Below are 17405 nucleotides of genomic sequence, written 5' to 3'. Positions count from 1 at the left end.
CCTAGAGAACTACGGGGGTGTGTACGGAGTTCTTCTCGGCGCTCTCCTCCACCGCTGCGAGCACCCGCTGCACCTGCAGCCCGTCCGCGAACGACGGTGCGGGCGCGGTCCCTTCGGCGATTGTCCGCACCAGGTCACGGGCCTGGTGGATGAAGGTGTGCTCGTAGCCCAGGGCGTGGCCCGGCGGCCACCACGCCTCCAGGTAGGGGTGTTGGGGTTCGGTCACGAGAATGCGCCGGAATCCTGCCGTGGTGGCGGGTTCGGTGTGGTCGTGGAAGGACAGTTCGTTGAGCCGTTCCAGATCGAAGGCGAGCGAGCCGCGCTGCCCGTTGATCTCCAGCCGCAGCGCGTTCTTCCGTCCGGCCGCCATCCGGGTCGTCTCGAACGAGGCCAGCGCCCCGGAGGCGAGCCGACCGGTGAACAGGGCCGCGTCGTCGACGGTCACCGCCCCTCGTGCGGCCGAGTCCGCGGTCCCGGAGAGCCCGGCCGACGCCCCGGCGAGCAGCGGCCGTTCGCGTACGAACGTCTCGCTGACCGCCGACACCCCGACCAGCAGCTCACCCGCCAGGTACTGGGCCAGGTCGACGATGTGCGCCCCCAGGTCACCGAGCGCTCCCGAGCCGGCGTGTTCCCGCTTCAACCGCCAGGTGAGCGGTGAATCGGGGTCGACGAGCCAGTCCTGGAGGTAGGTGGCGCGGACATGCCTCAGGGTGCCGATCCGCCCCTCGGCGATCAGATGCCGGGCGTACGTGATCGCGGGCACCTTGCGGTAGTTGAAGCCCACCATCGCCACCTGACCGCGGGCCGCCGCGCGCTCCGCTGCCTCGGTCATGGCCTCCGCCTCGGCGACCGTGTTGGCGAGCGGCTTCTCGCACAACACGTGTTTGCCCGCCTCCAGGGCGGCGATGGCGATCTCGGCATGGCTGTCGCCGGGGGTGCAGATGTCGACGAGCTGCACATCGTCCCGGGCGATGAGGGCCCGCCAGTCGGTCTCCGCCGCCGCCCAGCCGTGGCGGGCCGCCGCCGCGTCGACCGCTGCCCGGTCGCGTCCGCAGATCGCGGCGAGAGCCGGTTTCATCGGCAGCTCGAAGACGTGTCCGGCGGTGCGCCACCCCTGCGAGTGGGCGGCGCCCATGAACGCATATCCGACCATGCCGACTCCGAGCGTCGGCGCACTCGTCGTCGGCCGGTGCGTCGGCGGCGGCGCTGCGGCCTCCTGATCCGTCTCTTCCCTACGGGCCATCCGGGCTTCCTCCTTGTCGGTCGTTCAATGGGTGCGGCAGGAGGGTCAACACCCCCTGCGGGGCAGGTCAGCTGAAGCCCGTCGGCAGGTACTGGTCGATGTTCTCCTTGGTGACCACGGCCGAGTACAGGGTGAGACTGGTCGGGATCTCCAGTTCGGCCAGGCCGCTGATGCCCTTGCCCTGTGCGAGGGCGCGGGCCAGGTCGATGGCGGACGCGGCCATCGTCGGCGGGTAGAGAACGGTGGCCTTCAGGACACTGTTGTCGGCCTTGATGGCGTCCATCGCGGACTTGGCCCCGGCGCCGCCGACCATCATGAACTCATCGCGGCCCGCCTGCTGGATGGCGCGCAGCGCCCCCACACCCTGGTCGTCGTCGTGATTCCACAGGGCGTCGAAATTCTTCTGTGCCTGCAGGAGTTGGGCCATCTTCGCCTGACCCGACTCAACGGTGAAATCGGCGGCCTGACGGGCCACCAGTTCGATGTTGGGGTAGTTCTTCAGCGCGTCGGCGAAGCCCTGGCTGCGCTGCTTGGTGAGCTCCAGATTGTCGATGCCGGCCAGCTCGACGACCTTGGCACCCGCCTTGCCCTTGAGCTGCTCGCCGATGTACGTACCGGCGTTGAGGCCCATGCCGTAGTTGTCGCCGCCGACCCAGCAGCGGTAGGCCTGCGGGGAGGCGAAGATCCGGTCCAGGTTGATGACGGGGATGCCCGCCCGCATGGCCTCCAGACCGACCTGGGTGAGCGCCTTGCCGTCGGCCGGGAGGATGACGAGGACGTCGACCTTCTTGTTGATGAGGGTCTTGACCTGACCGATCTGGGCGGCGGTGTCATTGGAGCCCTCGGTGGTCTCCAGGGTCACCTCGGAGTACTTCGCCGCCCGCGACTTGGCGTTCTCGTTGATGGCGTTCAGCCAGCCGTGGTCGGCCTGTGGACCGGCGAAGCCGATGGTGACGGGCTTGCCGGGCTTGTCGTCGGCGGCGGGCCCGCTGCTCTGCGCGGTGTCCTTCGTCTCGGGTTCATTGCTGGTGCAGGCGGTGAGGAGGGCGCCCGCGGAGACGGCTGCGGTGCCGAAGAGCAGTCGTCTGCGGCTGGTTTCTGGCATGGCTGTCAAACCCTTCATCCGGTGCGTGACCGTCGCACTGATGCCCGACATGTCACATATGGCGTGCGGGGCGGGAGTGGGATGGAGATGCGGAGCTGCCGGGAGTGAGCCCGTGGGCTCAGGTCTCCCCGTGCGCCGATGTGCGGCGCTGGACCAGGACGGCGGCGACGATGATCGCGCCCTTGGCGATCTGCTGGACATCGCTCTGCAGATTATTGAGCGCGAAGATATTGGTGATGGTGGTGAAGACGAGGACGCCGAGTACGGAGCCGACGATGGTGCCGCGTCCACCGCTGAGCAGGGTGCCGCCGATGATCGCGGCGGCGATGGCGTCGAGTTCGTACAGATTGCCGTTGGTGTTCTGTCCCGAGCCGGACAGGATGATCAGCATGAACGCCGCGATGCCGCAGCACAGCCCGGAGAGCAGATAGAGATAGAGCCGCTGCCGTCGTACGTCGATGCCGGCCAGCCTGGCCGCTTCCGCGTTGCCGCCGACCGCGACCGTACGCCGCCCGAAGGTCGTGCGGTTCAGCACCAGCCAGCCGATGACGGTCACCGCGGTGAACACCATGACCAGGGGCGGGATGCCGAGGACGTACGAGTCGGGCAGGCCCAGGTCGAGGACCGACTTGACGGTGACAAGCTGGGTCTTGCCGTCGGTGATCTGGAGAGCAAGTCCGCGGGCCGAGGCCAGCATGGCCAATGTCGCGATGAACGGCACCATCCGGCCGTACGCGATGAGCACCCCGTTCACCAGCCCGGCACCGAGTCCGACGATCACGGCGGTGAACAGAATCCCCGCGAAACCGTACTCCTGGGTGGCGAGCGTGGTCGCCCAGACGGAGGCGAGCGCGACCATCGCACCGACCGACAGATCGATACCGCCACTGATGATGACGAAGGTCATCCCGACAGTGACGACGCCGATGACGGACGACTGGGTCAGGATCAGCTGAAGGTTCCCGGTGTCCAGGAAGGCGTCGGGCTCCGTGAATCCGCCGACGGCGATCAGTACGGCGAGGACACCCAGGAGCGAGAGGTTACGGACGTCCGCGCGCAGACCAAGGGTGCGCGCGGGTCCGTCCTTCTTCCGGGATTCGGAGACCGCGGCGGGGGCGGTCCCCTTGTCCGGCCCACCCTGCTGCGCCGAGGAGACGGGCTGCGTCATGACGTCGGGCTCCCTTCCATCACCAGGTCGAGTACGCGGTGCTCGTCGAGCTCCCGGGCATCCGCCGTATGCACGACGCGGCCCTCGCGGAGCACCAGCACCCGGTCGGCGAGGCCCAGCACTTCGGGCACCTCGCTGGAGACGAGCAGGACGGCGAGGCCTTCGTCGGCCAGCCGGCGGATCACGGCGTAGAGCTCGGCGCGGGCGCCGACGTCGACACCGCGGGTCGGTTCGTCGAGCAGCAGGACCCGGCAGCCGCGCAGCAGCCAGCGGGCCAGGACGGCTTTCTGCTGGTTGCCGCCGGAGAGCGTGCGCACGGGGGTGTCCGGGTTGTCCGGGCGCAGTGAGAGCTCGCGGGTGGCGGCGCGGGCCGCCCGGCGTTCGGCCCCGCGATCCACCCAGCCGGCCCGGGAGAAGCGGGACATCGAGGAGACGGAGACGTTACGGGTGACGGATTCGAGCATCAGCAGGGCCTGCGCCTTGCGTTCTTCGGGGGCGAGTCCAATTCCGGCGGCGACGGCTGCGCGGACGCTGCCGGGCCGGAGCTGTTTGCCTGCCACGATGACCCGCCCGGCGCTCGGCTTGCGGGCGCCGTAGACGGTCTCCAGGATCTCGGAGCGCCCCGAGCCGACGAGTCCGGCCAGGCCGACGATTTCGCCGGGCCTCAACTCCAGGTCTATGGTGGCGAATTCACCTTTCCTGGCCAGCCCTTCGACCTTCAGTACGGGCTCCGCCGACGCTGCTCCCGCGCTGCCCGTGGAGCGTGGCGGAAAGACGTACTCCACATTGCGTCCGGTCATCATGGCAACGATGTCCCGTGTCAGTGTGGACTTGGCGGGCAGCCCTACGGCGACGGCGCGGCCGTCCTTGAGCACGGTCACCCGGTCGCCGATCCGGCGGATCTCCTCCAGGCGGTGCGAGATGTAGACGACGGCGACCCCGTCGGCGGTGAGGGTGGCGACGACGCGGAAGAGGTTGTCGACCTCGTCGGGGTCGAGTGCGGCGGACGGCTCATCCATCACGATGAGCCGTACATCGTGGGAGAGCGCCCGCGCCATGGAGACGATCTGCTGCTGGGCGGCGGACAGTTCGCCGACCGCCCTGGCCGGGTCGATCTCCGGGTGGCCGAGACGCCTGAGCAGTTCGGCGGCCGCCGTGCGGCCCTCGCGGGTGCGGACGACGAAGCGGGCGGCGGTGGGTTCATGGCCGAGGAAGACGTTCTCGGCGACGGACAGGCCCTCGACCAGGTCGAGTTCCTGGTAGATGGTGGCGATACCCAGGCGCATCGCGGCGATGGGCGACTTGAGCGCGGCCGGTTCGCCGCGCCAGGTGATCTCGCCGCCGTCGGGCTGATGGGCCCCGGCGAGCACCTTGATGAGGGTGGACTTGCCGGCGCCGTTCTGCCCGAGGAGACAGTGGACTTCACCGGCTTGGACCTCCAGGTCCACGCCGTCGAGGGCGCGCACTCCGGGAAACGACTTGGTGATGCCGGACATGGTGAGCAGAGGTGGTTCTGGTGCCATGACAAATCCCCTCGGCGAGTGGGGTCTCCCCTGCTCGAGCACAGCCGAGAGCTTGGGGAGGGCCGGTGAGCGGGCAGGGCGGTACCAGGTGCGGTGGTGCGGGTGTTTCCGGTGTGTGCCGATGTGCCACCGGCCCGAGGTCAGGCCGGTGAGAACAGGTGATCGCTGATGAGCCGGGCGGCGCCGATCACTCCGGCGGCCGGTCCCAACTCGCCCAGCACGATGGGAAGATTGCCGGTGGCCAGCGGCAGCGACTGCCGGTAGACCTGGGTCCGGACGCTGGCGAGGAGCGTGTGGCCGAGGCCGGTCACACCGCCGCCGATCACCACCAGACCGGGATTGAAGAAGCTGACGAGTCCCGCGATGACCTGGCCGACCCGGTTGCCGCCTTCTCGGATCAGGTCGAGCGAAGTGGCGTCACCGGCGGCAGCCGCGGAGGCCACATCGGCCGCAGTGAGCCTTCCGGCCGTCTCCAGCAGTCCCGCGAGTTCCGCCGACTGGCCGGCACGCGCCGCGTCCTCGGCGTCGCGGGCGAGCGCGGCACCGCTGAAGTGGGCTTCCAGGCAACCCCGGTTGCCGCAGGCGCAGGCGCGTCCTTCGGGCTCGACCTGGATGTGGCCGATGTCTCCGGCACTGCCCGTCGTACCGCGATGGACCTCGCCGCCGACGACTATGCCGCAGCCGATGCCCGTACCGATCTTGACGCAGAGGAAGTCGCCCACGGAGCGTGCGACGCCCGCGTGCTGCTCCCCCATGGCCATCAGGTTCACATCGTTGTCGACCATGACGGGGCAGCCCAGCTCCTGGCTTAGCGCCTCGCGGACCGGAAAGCCGTCCCAGCCGGGCATGATCGGCGGCGCGACCGGTATCCCCTCGGGGAAGCGGACCGGTCCGGGTACGCCGATGCCCGCGCCGTCGAAGCCTTCGGCGAGCCCGGAGGCCCTGAGCTTGGCCGCCATGGACAGCACCTGCTCGAAGACGGCGACGGGCCCTTCACGTACGTCCATGGGGTGGTTGAGGTGGCCAAGAACCTCCAACTCGGCATTGGTGACGGCCACATCGACGGATGTGGCACCGATGTCGACGCCCAGGAAACGCAGTTGCGGAGCGAGCCGGATGTTGTGCGAGCGACGCCCGCCGCGGGATGCGGCGAGTCCGTCGGCCACGACAAGTCCGGTCTCCAGCAGCCTGTCGACCTCGACGGCGAGCTTGGAGCGGGAGAGATCGACCTGATCCCCCAGCTGTGCCCGCGAGTTGGGCCCGCCGTCGCGCAACAGCCGGAGCAGTCGCGCCTGATGCGCATTCGCGGGTCGTGCCGTCATACGTCTCACGCGCCTCTCCCCGCCGCATCGGCCTGTCCGTCGGGCTTTCGAGGGGAACGTAGCAGCGGTTGCCGGGAGTGGGAAGAAGTTGCGCAGGAATCCGCTACAACTTTCTCCACAGAGAGGACAAAGCTGTTCGGTCGGCAAGCGGCGCATGCTGCTGGCCTCCCTGGTTCCGCTGATCGCGGCGCGCCCGGAGCACCTGAGGAGGTACCCGGGATTCAGCGGCTCGCAGCTCCGGGGCGTGGCCGACCGCTGGGCCCCAGGAGTGGATGGACACCGCTCGCGCCGCGCCGGCGCGAGCTGCGGTGCTGGGGTGCTGCGGTGCTGCGGTGCTGCGGTGCGGAACGCAGGAAAAGGGCCGGAGACCGAAGCCCCGGCCCTTCACTTACGACCCGCCCGGCCGCGCGCTAGCCCTCCTCGCGCTGGTGGTACGTCTCGCGCGTGTGCTCCGTGTGCGCACGCATGATCTCAGTGGCCCGCTGTTCGTCGCGCGAGGAGATCGCCGCAATGAGCGCGCGATGCTCGATCCAGGATCGGGTACCGCGCCGGCGGGCCACCGGAGTGTAGTACCAGCGGACCCGGCGGTCCACCTGTCCGGCGAGTTCGGAGAGGACGACATTGCCCGCCAGCTCCATGACCTTGGCGTGGAAGGCCGCGTTGGTGGCTACCGCCAGGTCCACGTCGTCATCGGCGACGGCCTGCTCACCCTTGGCGCAGAGCTCCTCCAGGACGGCGATGCCGACGGTGTCGGAGTTGGCCGCCGCGAGACGGGCGGCCTCGGCCTCCAAGAGGGTGCGGACCGAGAGCAGCTGGTCCGCCTCGTCCTGCGTGGGCTCATGGACGAAGGCACCCTGGGCGGGCCGGAGATCGACCCAGCCCTCGGTGTTCAGCCGCTGCAACGCCTCCCGCACAGGCTGCCTGGACACCCCGAGATGGCCGGCCAACTCGCTCTCGACCAGGTGCTGGCCGGGACGGAGGGCGCGCGTCGCTATGAGTTCGAGCAGCGCCTCGTACACGCGCTCGCGCAGCGGACCGGGCCGTTCCAGCTTCGGCACAGCCCCTTGCGGCAGTCCTGTGGACAACATCTCGGTCCCCCTCCGGACGATAAGCAATTGCTTATCGTCTACAGCCTACCGAGCACAACGGCCCGTCAGGGACAGCGGATCACCTGACCCGCGTACGAGAGATTCCCGCCGAAGCCGAAAAGCAGCACCGGCGCGCCACTGTGGACCTCGCCGCGTTCCACCAGCTTGGACAGGGCCATCGGGATAGAAGCCGCGGACGTATTGCCGGAATCCACGACATCCCGGGCGATGACCGCGTTGACCGCACCGATCTTCCTGGCGACCGGTTCGATGATCCTCAGATTGGCCTGATGCAGTACCACCGCGCCCAGGTCCTCGGGTGCGACACCTGCCCTTTCACACACCTTCCGGGCGATGGGCGGCAGCTGCGTGGTGGCCCAGCGGTACACGGACTGCCCCTCCTGCGCGAAACGCGGGGGCGTCCCCTCGATCCGTACCGCATTCCCCATCTCCGGCACCGAACCCCACAGAACGGGGCCGATCCCGGGCCGGTCACCGCCGCCCGGGTCGGCGACGACAACCGCCGCACCGGCTCCGTCACCGAGCAGGACACAGGTGCCGCGGTCGGTCCAGTCCGCGATGTCCGCCATCTTGTCGGCGCCGATGACCAGGACGCGCTCGGCCGCACCCGCCCTGATCGCATGGTCGGCGGTGGCGAGGGCGTGGGTGAAGCCGGAGCAGACCACATTGATGTCCATCACCGCGGGCGAGCCCATGCCGAGCCGGGCGGCGACCCGCGCCGACATGCTCGGCGAACGGTCGATCGCGGTGGATGTGGCGACAAGAACCAGATCGACTTCGGCGGGCTGCAGCCCCGCCGCGGCGAGCGCCTTGCCCCCCGCGTACGCGGCCATCTCGTCCACCGGCTCGCCAGGGCCTCCGACGTGGCGGGTCTTGATGCCGACGCGGCTGGTGATCCACTCGTCGCTGGTGTCGACCATGGCCGCCAGATCGTCGTTGGTAAGTACCTTGGCGGGCTGATAGTGGCCGAGCGCCACGACACGTGAGCCGGTCATGTACGGGTTCCCCTCGCTACGTATGGCAGGAACCATCCAGTCTTGGTCGCTACCGGCCAGTACAGGGGCGCGTGTTCCCACAGGAATAGCGCCCGGTCGTTGGAGGCTTGACAACAGCCCTGACCACTAAAAGTCATACTGTAGGAAAAATTCTACCGACTTGACATCGCCTCCTGTTTCCTGGCTCGATCCACTCACCGAACGGAGAGGCGTGAAAGTCACAGTTGGTCGGCGCCGGTGCCATCGGCGCGCCTATGTCGGGCCGCGCTCCACCACGCCGGCGCCGATGTCCACCTCATCGCCCGCGGCCCGCATCCGGCCGCGATGCGCCGTGACGGCGTCCGCGTCCTCTGCCCGCGCGGTGACTTCACCGCGCACCCCCTCAACGACCGACGACCCGCCGGAAGCGGGCCCGTCGACTACGTGTTCCTCGGCCTCGAGGCCAACTCCTATGCCGCGTCGAAGACCTGGGACGAGCAGGCCCGGACGGAAACCAACACCATGTGCGCGTACTGCGGCGGCGGCTGCAATGTCACACTCCATGTGCAGGACAATGAGTCCGTCAAGGTCGCCTCTCCGCACGACATTCCGGTGACCCACGGCAACCTCCGCATCAGGGCCGGTTCGGCTTCCAACACGTACAGAATCGGGTTTAACCGCTATGGGACGGGTCACCGAGCGTCGCCGCACCATCCGTATCCGGGACGGGGCCGTCTCCACGCGCCCCGACACACTCGTCGCCGAGGAGCCCCTGGAGATCAGGCTGAACGGCAAGCCGCTCGCCATCACGATGCGCACGCCGGGCGACGACTTCGCGCTGGCGGCGGGCTTCCTGGTGAGCGAGGGCGTGATCGGTGACGGCGCCGAGGTGCAGTCAATCGTCTACTGCGCCGGGGCGACGGCCGACGGCGTCAACACGTACAACGTGGTGGATGTGCAGCTCGCCCCCGGTGTCGCGGTCCCCGACATCACGCTCGAACGCAATGTGTACACCACGTCGTCCTGCGGGCTGTGCGGCAAGGCAAGCCTCGACGCGGTACGCACCACGACCCGGCATCCGATCGCCGACGCTCCCCCGGTCCGGGTCGCGCCCGCCCTGCTCGCCGGCCTCCCCGACCGGCTGCGCGCCGCGCAGCGGGTCTTCGACCGGACCGGAGGCCTGCACGCGGCGGCGCTGTTCTCCGAGACGGGTGAGCTGCTCGACATCCGGGAGGACGTCGGTCGGCACAACGCGGTCGACAAGCTGGTCGGCCGGGCCCTGACCGACCACCGGCTGCCGCTGTCCCGGGCGATTCTGCTGGTGTCGGGGCGGGCCTCGTTCGAGCTGGTCCAGAAATCGGTGATGGCCGGGATCCCGATGCTCGCGGCTGTCTCGGCACCGTCGTCCCTCGCCGTCGATCTGGCGGCCGAGACCGGACTGACCCTGGTCGGATTTCTGCGGGGTCCTTCCATGAACGTGTACGCGGGTGAGCACCGCATTGCCCTGGAGGCGACGGTCGGCCAGGGCTGAGGCGCCCGCCCGTCTGCCCAGGTCAGGGGTCCGGCCGACACGGAACGCCTACTGCGCCGACCGGATCCACCCCGGGCGGGGGATCGGAGCGGGGACCCAGGTGGGGATCCGGGCAAGGACCCAGGCGGGGACCCAGGCGGAAATCCGGGCAATGATCCGAGCGGCGCGCAAAGAGCAAACCCGTCTGAGGACTGCGGGAGACCGCAGAAGCAGTCCCGAAGGCTCCGCCCTCAGCTCACCGTGGCGGGCTCACGTGACACGGCACCGTTCTTCAAGGCCTCCTCCTGCGGGTCGCGCGAGCGGCGCCTCGCGATCACCGCGCACACCATCAGCTGCATCTGGTGGAAGAGCATCAGCGGCAGTACGGCGAGGGACGCCTGCGCCCCGAACAGGACGCTCGCCATCGGCAGCCCGGAGGCCAGGCTCTTCTTCGAGCCGGCGAACTGTATGGCGATCCGGTCCCCCCGGTCGAAGCCGAGCCGCTTCGACCCGTACCAGGTCAGCACAAGCATCAGCGCCAGCAGCACCGCTTCGGCACCGAGCAGCGCCCCGAGCCGCGCCGGGGTGACCTGGCGCCAGACACCCGCGACCATGCCCTCGCTGAACGCCGTGTAGACAACGAGCAGGATCGAACCGCGGTCGACATAGCCGAGGACCTTCTTGTGGCGGGTGATGAAGCCGCCGATCCAGCGGCGCAGCAGCTGCCCGGCGACGAACGGCAGCAGCAGCTGGACCCCGATCTTGAGCAGGGCGTCGGCCGAGAACCCGCCGCTGCTGTTGCCGAGCAGCGCGGCCGCGAGCAGCGGGGTGAGGAAGATCCCGGCGATCGAGGAGAAGGAACCCGCGCAGATCGCCGCGGGCACATTGCCGCGGGCGATCGACGTGAAGGCGATCGACGACTGGATGGTCGAGGGGACGAGGCAGAGGAAGAGGAAGCCGCTGTAGAGCTGCGGCGTCAGGACGTACGGCACCAGCCCCTTGCCCGCCAGTCCCAGCAACGGGAACGCCACGAAGGTGCAGATCAGAACGGTGACGTGGAGCCGCCAGTGCTTGAGGCCGTCGAGCGCCTCGGCGGTGGAGAGGCGGGCGCCGTACAGGAAGAAGAGGAGGGCGACCGCTCCGGTCGATGCGCCGCCCGCCACATCCGCGACGGTCCCCGACGCGGGCAGTATCGACGCGAGCACGACCGTGCCGATCAGCGCGAGGATGTAGAGGTCGATCGGCAGCCAGGACGGCAGCTTCGGGGTGAGGCGGCTCATGTGCTCCACGTGTTCTCTCGGTTCCGGTCGTGCCCTCTCCATGCTGCTCCTGATCAAGGCGATCGGGAATCCGGTACACCGCTCTCACTGTCATCATGATTCGCGATATCCTGCGGTCATGTACGACCCCGCGCAGCTGCGTACCTTTCTCGCCGTCGCCCAGACATTGAGCTTCACCCAGGCGGCCCGACGGCTGGGGGTACGGCAGTCCACGGTGAGTCAGCATGTGCGGCGCCTGGAGGATGCGACGGGGCGGCAGTTGTTCACCCGGGACACGCACCGGGTCGATCTCACCGTGGACGGCGAGGCAATGCTCGGTTTCGCCCGGACGATACTCGAGGCCCACGAGCGGGCCTCGGCGTTCTTCACCGGCACCCGGCTGCGCGGACGGCTGCGGTTCGGGGCCTCCGAGGACTTCGTGCTGACCCGGCTGCCGGAGATCCTGGAGGCGTTCCGTCGCGACCACCCGGAGGTCGAGCTGGAGCTGACGGTGGAGCTGTCCGGGACGCTGCACCAGCGCCTGACCGCAGGCAGGCTCGATCTGGTGCTCGCCAAGCGGCGCGCCGGTGACACGCTCGGAGAGCTGGTCTGGCAGGACACGCTGACCTGGATCGGCGCACCGCATCTGCGGATCGACCCGGACCGACCGGTTCCGCTGATCCTCTTTCCGCCGCCGGGCATCACCCGGGCCCGTGCCCTGGAAGTCTTGGAGGAGCACGGCCGACCCTGGCGGGTCGCGTGTACGAGCACCAGCCTCAGCGGCCTGATCGCGGCGGCCCATGCGGGCCTGGGCGTGATGGCTCACAGCCGTGGGCTGATCCCGCCGGGGCTGGTGCCGGTGCCGGCCAGAGCGGGGCTGCCGGAGCTGGGCGATGTGGATTTCGTCCTGTTGCACGGCCGCCGCCGGGACGGTGCGCAGGAGGCCGCGGGCGCCCTGGCGGCAGCGATCCTGGCGGGCGGCGACCGGCTGAGCCGCGGTGTCGGCACGATCGGTTCGATCAGTGGCCGGGACGGCACATGAACGCACGCCGGTACGGGGAGGTGAACGGCAGCCACGGTCCCGCACCCGCCCCGGCCGGGTCGGGTATGTGCGGACCCACCGGCTGACCAATCCCTGCGCACCTGCCGGTACCCGCCCGGAACGGGAGTGACCGCGGCGTACAGATTCGGTGGAGATTCCGGTGCCGGCCGCTTACTCCGTGGTCGGAACCGCGCCCGAGCCTTGCCTATCTGGCCGGATTTCGGTGGCTGACCTATGCATATGCCACGTTGTCCACCGGTACGGGGCCCTCCCTCCGCGCCGTCCGGTGGGGTAGCGTCACGGCGCTGTGCGGAGCGCCACAAGGAGCAGTTCATTGCGCGAGTTCACTGTCCCACCCATGGCGGCCGCGCCCCTCGTAGGCGGGCTGGCAGATGTGGTGTTCGACTACGCCGAGGAAGATCCGCACCGGGTCGCGCTCGGCCGAAAAGACGCGAGCGGACGCTGGCGGGATATCACGGCGGCAGCGTTCCGCGACGAGGTGCTGGCGCTCGCCAAGGGTCTGATCGCGCACGGCGTCAGATTCGGCGACCGGGTGGGCCTGATGTCGCGTACACGCTACGAGTGGACGCTCTTCGACTTCGCACTGTGGACGATCGGCGCCCAGTCCGTGCCGGTCTATCCGACGTCCTCGGCCGAGCAGGTCCTCTGGATGCTGCACGATGCCGATGTCTCCGCCGTCATGGTCGAGCACGAGGACCATGCGATGACGCTGGCGTCGGTGATCGACCGGCTGCCCCGGATCAATCGGCTCTGGCAGCTGGACGCCGACGCGGTGACCGAACTGGTCGACGCGGGCGCCGAGGTCAAGGACGAGGTGGTGCACCGCCACCGGCGCGCGGTGACGCCCGAGTCGGTGGCGACCGTCATCTACACCTCGGGGACGACAGGACGCCCCAAGGGCTGTGTCATCACGCATGCCAACTTCATGTTCGAGACGGACACCATGGCCGCCCGCTGGAAGTCGGTCTTCCACTCCAAGCCGGGCGACGAGGCGGCGACCCTGCTCTTCCTGCCCTTGGCGCATGTCTTCGGCCGGATGGTCGAGATCGCGGCGGTCCGCGGCCGGGTGAAGCTGGGCCATCAGCCGGAGCTGTCGGCGAAGGCGCTGATGCCGGACCTGGTGACTTTCCGGCCGACGTTCATCCTGGCGGTGCCGCACATCTTCGAGAAGGTCTTCGACGCTGCCCGGCGCAAGGCCGAGGCGGAGGGCCGGGTCGGGCCGTTCGACAAGGCCGTGGACGTCGCGGTGAAGTACGCCGAGGCGATGGAGGCGCGGGCGTTCGGGACCGGTCCCGGGCCGTCAGCCGGGCTGCGGATGCAGCACCAGTTCTTCGACAAGGTCGTGTACAAGAAGGTGCGCGAGGCGATGGGTGGCCGGATCCGGCACGCCATGTCCGGTGGTTCGGGGATGGAGCGGCAGCTCGGGCTGTTCTTCGAGGGCGCGGGCGTCACGGTGTACGAGGGGTACGGGCTGACCGAGTCGACCGCGGCGGCCACCGCCAATCCCCCGGAGCGCACTCGCTACGGCACGGTCGGGCAGCCGATTCCCGGCACGACCGTGCACATCGCCGAGGACGGCGAGGTGTGGGTGCACGGCGACAATGTGTTCGCGGGCTATCTCGGCGACCCGAAGGCCACCGACGCGGTGCTGCGCGACGGCTGGCTGGCCACCGGGGACCTGGGGGCGCTCGACGAGGACGGTTATCTGACGATCACCGGACGGAAGAAGGAGATCCTGGTGACGTCGGGCGGCAAGAGTGTGTCGCCGGCCGGTCTGGAGGAGCGGGTGCGGGCGCATCCGTTGGTCGCCCAGTGCATCGTGGTCGGCAACGACCGGCCGTACATCGCGGCGCTGGTCACAGTCGACCAGGAGTCGGTGGACCACTGGCTCTCCATGCAGGGGCGGCCCCCGATGAGGCCGCAGGATCTGGTGCGGGATCCGGCCCTGGAGATGGAGGTCCGACGGGCGGTGGTGGCCGCCAATACGGCGGTGTCGAAGGCCGAGTCCATCCGTACGTTCCGGATCCTGGCGCATCCGTTCAGCGAGGAGCACGGTCTGCTCACCCCGTCGCTGAAGCTGAAGCGCAAGGCGATCGAGATGGCGTACGCGGTGGAGGTCGACGCGCTGTACCACTGAGGCACGGCCGGCCTGTCGGGTGTGGCCGACGGGCGAGACCCTGGCCGGAGCAGTGCCGAGCCGGTTCTGTGTCGATCCCGGCGGGCGATGAGAAGGTGCCGAACACCGGGCTTACAGGGAATGCATCGAGCCCGTTGATCGTTGCCCACGACGAACCAACCGACGACGCAAGGATCGACCGCTCGTGAGCAAGGTCCCTTCCATCACTCTCAATAACGGCGTCCAGATGCCGCAGCTCGGTTTCGGTGTCTGGGATATACCGAACGGCGAAGCGGCGAAAACGGTCGCGACAGCCATCGAGTCCGGGTACCGAAGCATCGACACCGCCGCGATGTACGAGAACGAGGAGGGCACCGGCAAGGCCGTCGCCGCCTCCGGCGTCCCCCGAGAAGAGCTCTTCGTCACCACGAAGCTGTGGAACACGGAGCAGGGCTACGACTCCACCCTGCGCGCCTTCGACACCTCGCTCGACAAGCTGGGTCTGGACTATGTCGATCTGTATCTGATCCACTGGCCCGTGCCGGCCAAGGACGCGTACATCGACACGTACAAGGCCTTCGAGAAGATCTATTCCGACGGCCGCGCGAAGGCCATCGGTGTGTCGAACTTCCTCCCCGAGCACCTGGAGCGCCTGCTCGGCGAGACCTCCGTGGTCCCGGTGATCAACCAGATCGAGCTCCACCCGCAGCTCCAGCAGGCGAAGTCGCGCGCCTTCCACGCCAAGCACGGCATCGCGACCGAGGCCTGGTCTCCGCTGGGCCAGGGCCGTGGCCTCCTGGAGGTCCCGGCGGTCGTCGCGATCGCGCAGAAGCACGGCCGCACCCCCGCCCAGGTGGTGCTCCGCTGGCACATCCAGACCGGCAATGTGGCGATTCCGAAGTCCGTGACGCCGTCCCGGATCGTGGAGAACATCGATGTGTTCGGCTTCGAGCTGGACGCCGACGACCTGGCCGCGTTCGCCGCACTGGACGAGGGCAAGCGCCTCGGCCCGAACCCCGGCGAGTTCAACCTCGGCGCCTGAGCCACGCCGCTGCGCCGTTGAAAGCACACTGACCGCTGCCCGGCTGCCGAGCCGGGCGGCGGTCTGCTGCGCAGGAAGGAACCGGAACATGAGCGGGGCAGGACACCGACTCCCCCGGCCAGTGGTGGCAGTTGGAGCCGGTGTCTGACACCCCCGATGCCCAGGGGTGTCCGGGTTCCCGGCCGACCGGGATGTGGACGGCGTCTGCCGCGCCGACGCCACGTTCTGCCGCCCCGGTCGCCGGGGTCTGCCAAGGGCTCGGAGGCCGCGTACGGCGCGGCCGTTCCAGCCGGGCTGGCAGTGTGTCGCCATCCGGCTTTAATATGGCCTGGCAGAGGTGTCCAGACTGGAACCCCGGCCCGATTCCGGCGGGCCGGGGTTCTGTGTCAATCGGGTGACTCGTCAGTGGCCCTTGCCGCCGCCGTTGTAGTCGTCGTAGTGGTGGTCGATCACCCGGAAGCTGCCCACGACTCCGTTGCGGACCTTCACACCGCCCTTGACACGGCCCGGGTGCACGCCGTCGCCGGAGCTGTGAGGCCCGACGGTGGCGATGGGGGCGCCGTTGTCGCAGGTCGCCCCACGGAAGACCTCAACGGTCTTGCGGCTGTCGTTGCGGATGTTGAGGCTCTTGGAGCCGAGGCCACTGACCACGGTGATGCAGCCGCCCTCTTCGGCGGGGTACGTGCGCTCGTTGATGTGGATCCGGCCCTTGTCGTAGTGCTTGTCGTAGTCCTTGTCGTTGCCCTTGTCGTAGCCCTTGTCGTAGCCCTTGTCGTTGCCCTTGTCGTAGCCCTCGTCGCCCTTGCCCTCGTCGCCCTTGCCGGCGTCGCCGCCCTCGAGGGCCGAGACGGGGGCGACTGCCTGCTGGACGACGGGGGCCGCCTGGGGCGGCTCGGTGGTGGCGGCCGAGGCGTAGGTGATGCCAGTGGCAGCCAGGGCCGCCGCAGCCGCGATGGCGGCGGTAACGACGTTGGATCGGGTAACCATGTCACTTCTCCTGTCTCAGAGTGGCCGGCTGAGCAGCAGGCCCGTGATTGAACGTACTGACGGTCCCCATACCTGTCATATCGGACACGTTGAAGGCCGACGCCGAAGCTCCGATCGAGGTACATAAAGTACGCCGTATGCTATTTCCCGATAATCCGACAAGCTTCCAACTGCCCCTGAATGCAGGGGCATTGATCTGTCGTTAGCCTGTCCAGGCGACTTCTCGAAACCCGCTCACCCCTAGCGGCAGCGTGTCTTGATTGACACGGCCCCGGCCGAGGATTCTCACCACCGCCCTGAGCGCCCGTCATCCACGGCCGCACCTAATCTGACCTGCGATGACGGGCCGTACGACAATGGACCGCGGAGATCCGCATCACGACTGACGCCCGTCGGCGGCCCCTGGCGTTCACTCTCACCCCCGGTCGGGCCGACGCCGCGTGCTGCCTTCCCTGACGTGATGGACCGTCTGCGCGTCCCTGCCTCGGGTGCGCAGTGCCCGGGCCCCGGGCAGGAGGGCCGATTCGTGCAGGCCTGCAGGCCGCGCATCCGCAGATCGGGGACGTACGCGACCGGGGAGCGACGACCGTCGGCGAACTGGTGGAACCGGACGGATCGGCGTGGCCTGCACCCCAACTGACAGCCCGTATCGCCCGGAGCTGCCACAGGCAGGACCTGCTGCGGGAAGCTACGGCGACGTACTGCGGTTCTGCCGCCGCCGGCCATCCCGGACACGCTCCTGGACGAGGGCTTGAGGCTGCTCGGTGAGGTGATCGCGCAGGAGTGCGGCGCAGGTGGGTGAGAGCGGTGCCGTGCTGTCACCGTTGCCTGGTCATCACCGCCCTGCGGCCCGCGAGTACGGTCAGCCCGAGCTCTTGGCTGCGGGCAGGCCGGTTCAGGGACTCACCCCACGCGTTCGCCCCCCACCCTTCGGTCTCCGCGCGCCGGCCTGCCCGGTCCCGTGGCCCGGGACCCCAGCAGCTC

13 protein-coding genes and 1 pseudogene are annotated in these 17405 nt (G+C 69.0%); 5 read left to right on the top strand and 9 right to left on the bottom strand.

Annotated features, from left to right (window positions below; all coding sequences use genetic code 11):
• Position 1: 1 nt before the first annotated feature.
• The 7 genes from ACZ3IC_RS21810 to ACZ3IC_RS21780 form a co-directional block, all read right to left on the bottom strand.
• Complete coding sequence (locus tag ACZ3IC_RS21810) at positions 2 to 1243, bottom strand: Gfo/Idh/MocA family protein (protein ID WP_467418302.1); 1242 nt, start codon at positions 1241 to 1243, stop codon at positions 2 to 4.
• A gap of 67 nt (positions 1244 to 1310) precedes the next feature.
• A complete protein-coding gene (locus tag ACZ3IC_RS21805; RefSeq protein ID WP_467418301.1) occupies positions 1311 to 2348 on the bottom strand; it encodes a substrate-binding domain-containing protein in 1038 nt (345 codons plus the stop codon).
• A 118-nt stretch (positions 2349 to 2466) separates the two neighbouring features.
• The gene (locus ACZ3IC_RS21800; protein WP_467418299.1) at positions 2467 to 3516 is read right to left on the bottom strand and encodes an ABC transporter permease; all 1050 of its coding nucleotides are present in this window, start codon (positions 3514 to 3516) and stop codon (positions 2467 to 2469) included.
• A complete protein-coding gene (locus ACZ3IC_RS21795; protein WP_467418298.1) occupies positions 3513 to 5039 on the bottom strand; it encodes a sugar ABC transporter ATP-binding protein in 1527 nt (508 codons plus the stop codon). Before ACZ3IC_RS21795 ends, ACZ3IC_RS21800 begins: the two co-directional genes overlap by 4 nt.
• A gap of 140 nt (positions 5040 to 5179) precedes the next feature.
• Complete coding sequence (locus ACZ3IC_RS21790) at positions 5180 to 6361, bottom strand: ROK family transcriptional regulator (protein WP_467418296.1); 1182 nt, start codon at positions 6359 to 6361, stop codon at positions 5180 to 5182.
• Positions 6362 to 6771: 410 nt separating this feature from the next.
• Entirely contained in the window at positions 6772 to 7449 is a 678-nt protein-coding gene (locus ACZ3IC_RS21785) for a GntR family transcriptional regulator (protein WP_467418295.1), read from the bottom strand.
• A gap of 65 nt (positions 7450 to 7514) precedes the next feature.
• On the bottom strand, positions 7515 to 8465 hold the full coding sequence (locus tag ACZ3IC_RS21780) for a beta-ketoacyl-ACP synthase III (protein ID WP_467418294.1): 951 nt from the start codon (positions 8463 to 8465) through the stop codon (positions 7515 to 7517).
• 297 nt (positions 8466 to 8762) lie between these two features.
• Here ACZ3IC_RS21780 and ACZ3IC_RS21775 point away from each other — a divergent pair.
• Both ACZ3IC_RS21775 and fdhD read left to right on the top strand, forming a co-directional pair.
• Positions 8763 to 9121, top strand: a pseudogene (locus tag ACZ3IC_RS21775) (hypothetical protein).
• 5 nt (positions 9122 to 9126) lie between these two features.
• Positions 9127 to 9975 (top strand): formate dehydrogenase accessory sulfurtransferase FdhD, encoded by an 849-nt coding sequence (gene fdhD, locus ACZ3IC_RS21770; protein WP_467418292.1) that lies wholly within the window; start codon positions 9127 to 9129, stop codon positions 9973 to 9975.
• 230 nt (positions 9976 to 10205) lie between these two features.
• Here fdhD and ACZ3IC_RS21765 read toward each other — a convergent pair whose 3' ends face one another.
• Positions 10206 to 11234, bottom strand: coding sequence for a bile acid:sodium symporter family protein (locus tag ACZ3IC_RS21765; protein WP_467418291.1), 1029 nt, complete (start codon positions 11232 to 11234; stop codon positions 10206 to 10208).
• A gap of 118 nt (positions 11235 to 11352) precedes the next feature.
• Between ACZ3IC_RS21765 and ACZ3IC_RS21760 the strand changes: the two genes are divergently transcribed.
• The 3 genes from ACZ3IC_RS21760 (at position 11353) to ACZ3IC_RS21750 (ending at position 15434) form a co-directional block, all read left to right on the top strand.
• Complete coding sequence (locus ACZ3IC_RS21760; protein ID WP_467418289.1) at positions 11353 to 12255, top strand: LysR substrate-binding domain-containing protein; 903 nt, start codon at positions 11353 to 11355, stop codon at positions 12253 to 12255.
• 358 nt (positions 12256 to 12613) lie between these two features.
• The gene (locus ACZ3IC_RS21755; RefSeq protein WP_467418381.1) at positions 12614 to 14413 is read left to right on the top strand and encodes an AMP-dependent synthetase/ligase; all 1800 of its coding nucleotides are present in this window, start codon (positions 12614 to 12616) and stop codon (positions 14411 to 14413) included.
• A gap of 184 nt (positions 14414 to 14597) precedes the next feature.
• On the top strand, positions 14598 to 15434 hold the full coding sequence (locus ACZ3IC_RS21750; protein WP_467418288.1) for an aldo/keto reductase: 837 nt from the start codon (positions 14598 to 14600) through the stop codon (positions 15432 to 15434).
• 402 nt (positions 15435 to 15836) lie between these two features.
• Here the strand turns inward: ACZ3IC_RS21750 and ACZ3IC_RS21745 are convergent, their stop codons facing one another.
• Complete coding sequence (locus ACZ3IC_RS21745) at positions 15837 to 16421, bottom strand: hypothetical protein (RefSeq protein ID WP_467418287.1); 585 nt, start codon at positions 16419 to 16421, stop codon at positions 15837 to 15839.
• Positions 16422 to 17405: the final 984 nt, after the last annotated feature.

This window comes from Streptomyces sp. NPDC002958, from assembly GCF_055563255.1.
The sequence above is the reverse complement of the archived record's forward strand: the minus strand, read 5'-3'. Positions and strand labels throughout refer to the sequence as shown.